The organism is Mesobacillus subterraneus (assembly GCF_023715485.1).
Classification (GTDB): Bacteria; Bacillota; Bacilli; order Bacillales; family Cytobacillaceae; genus Mesobacillus; species Mesobacillus subterraneus_B.
The window spans coordinates 1-432 of sequence record NZ_JAMBOF010000051.1; the positions used below are offsets into that span (position 1 = coordinate 1).

The window sequence follows — 432 nt, forward strand, 5'->3', positions numbered from 1 at the left end:
CTGAAGAAGAAGTAACTGAAGAAGAAGTGACTGAAGAAGAAACGAAAGTATCTCCTTCTATTGCTAACAAAATGAAGTCTAAAGCTTTCAACGCAAGCGCAACTGCTAAAGAGAAAGCTAACGAAAATTCTGCTGTTGCTTTGTCTGTTGAAGTTACTGATGAGGAAGCTACTGAAGAAGAAGTTATTGAAGAAGAAGTTACTGAAGAAGAGGTTACTGAAGAAGAAGTTACTGAAGAAGAGGTTACTGAAGAAGAAGTGACTGAAGAAGAAGTGACTGAAGAAGAAGTGACTGAAGAAGAAGTGACTGAAGAAGAAGTGACTGAAGAAGAAGTGACTGAAGAAGAAGTGACTGAAGAAGAAGTGACTGAAGAAGAAGTGACTGAAGAAGAAGTGACTGAAGAAGAAGTGACTGAAGAAGAAGTGACTGAAG

At 38.4% G+C, this 432-nt stretch carries 1 protein-coding gene; it reads left to right on the forward strand.

Annotated elements, in window-relative coordinates:
• A partial coding sequence (locus M3204_RS23520) for a hypothetical protein (protein ID WP_251489094.1) occupies positions 1-432 on the forward strand: 432 nt, incomplete at both ends.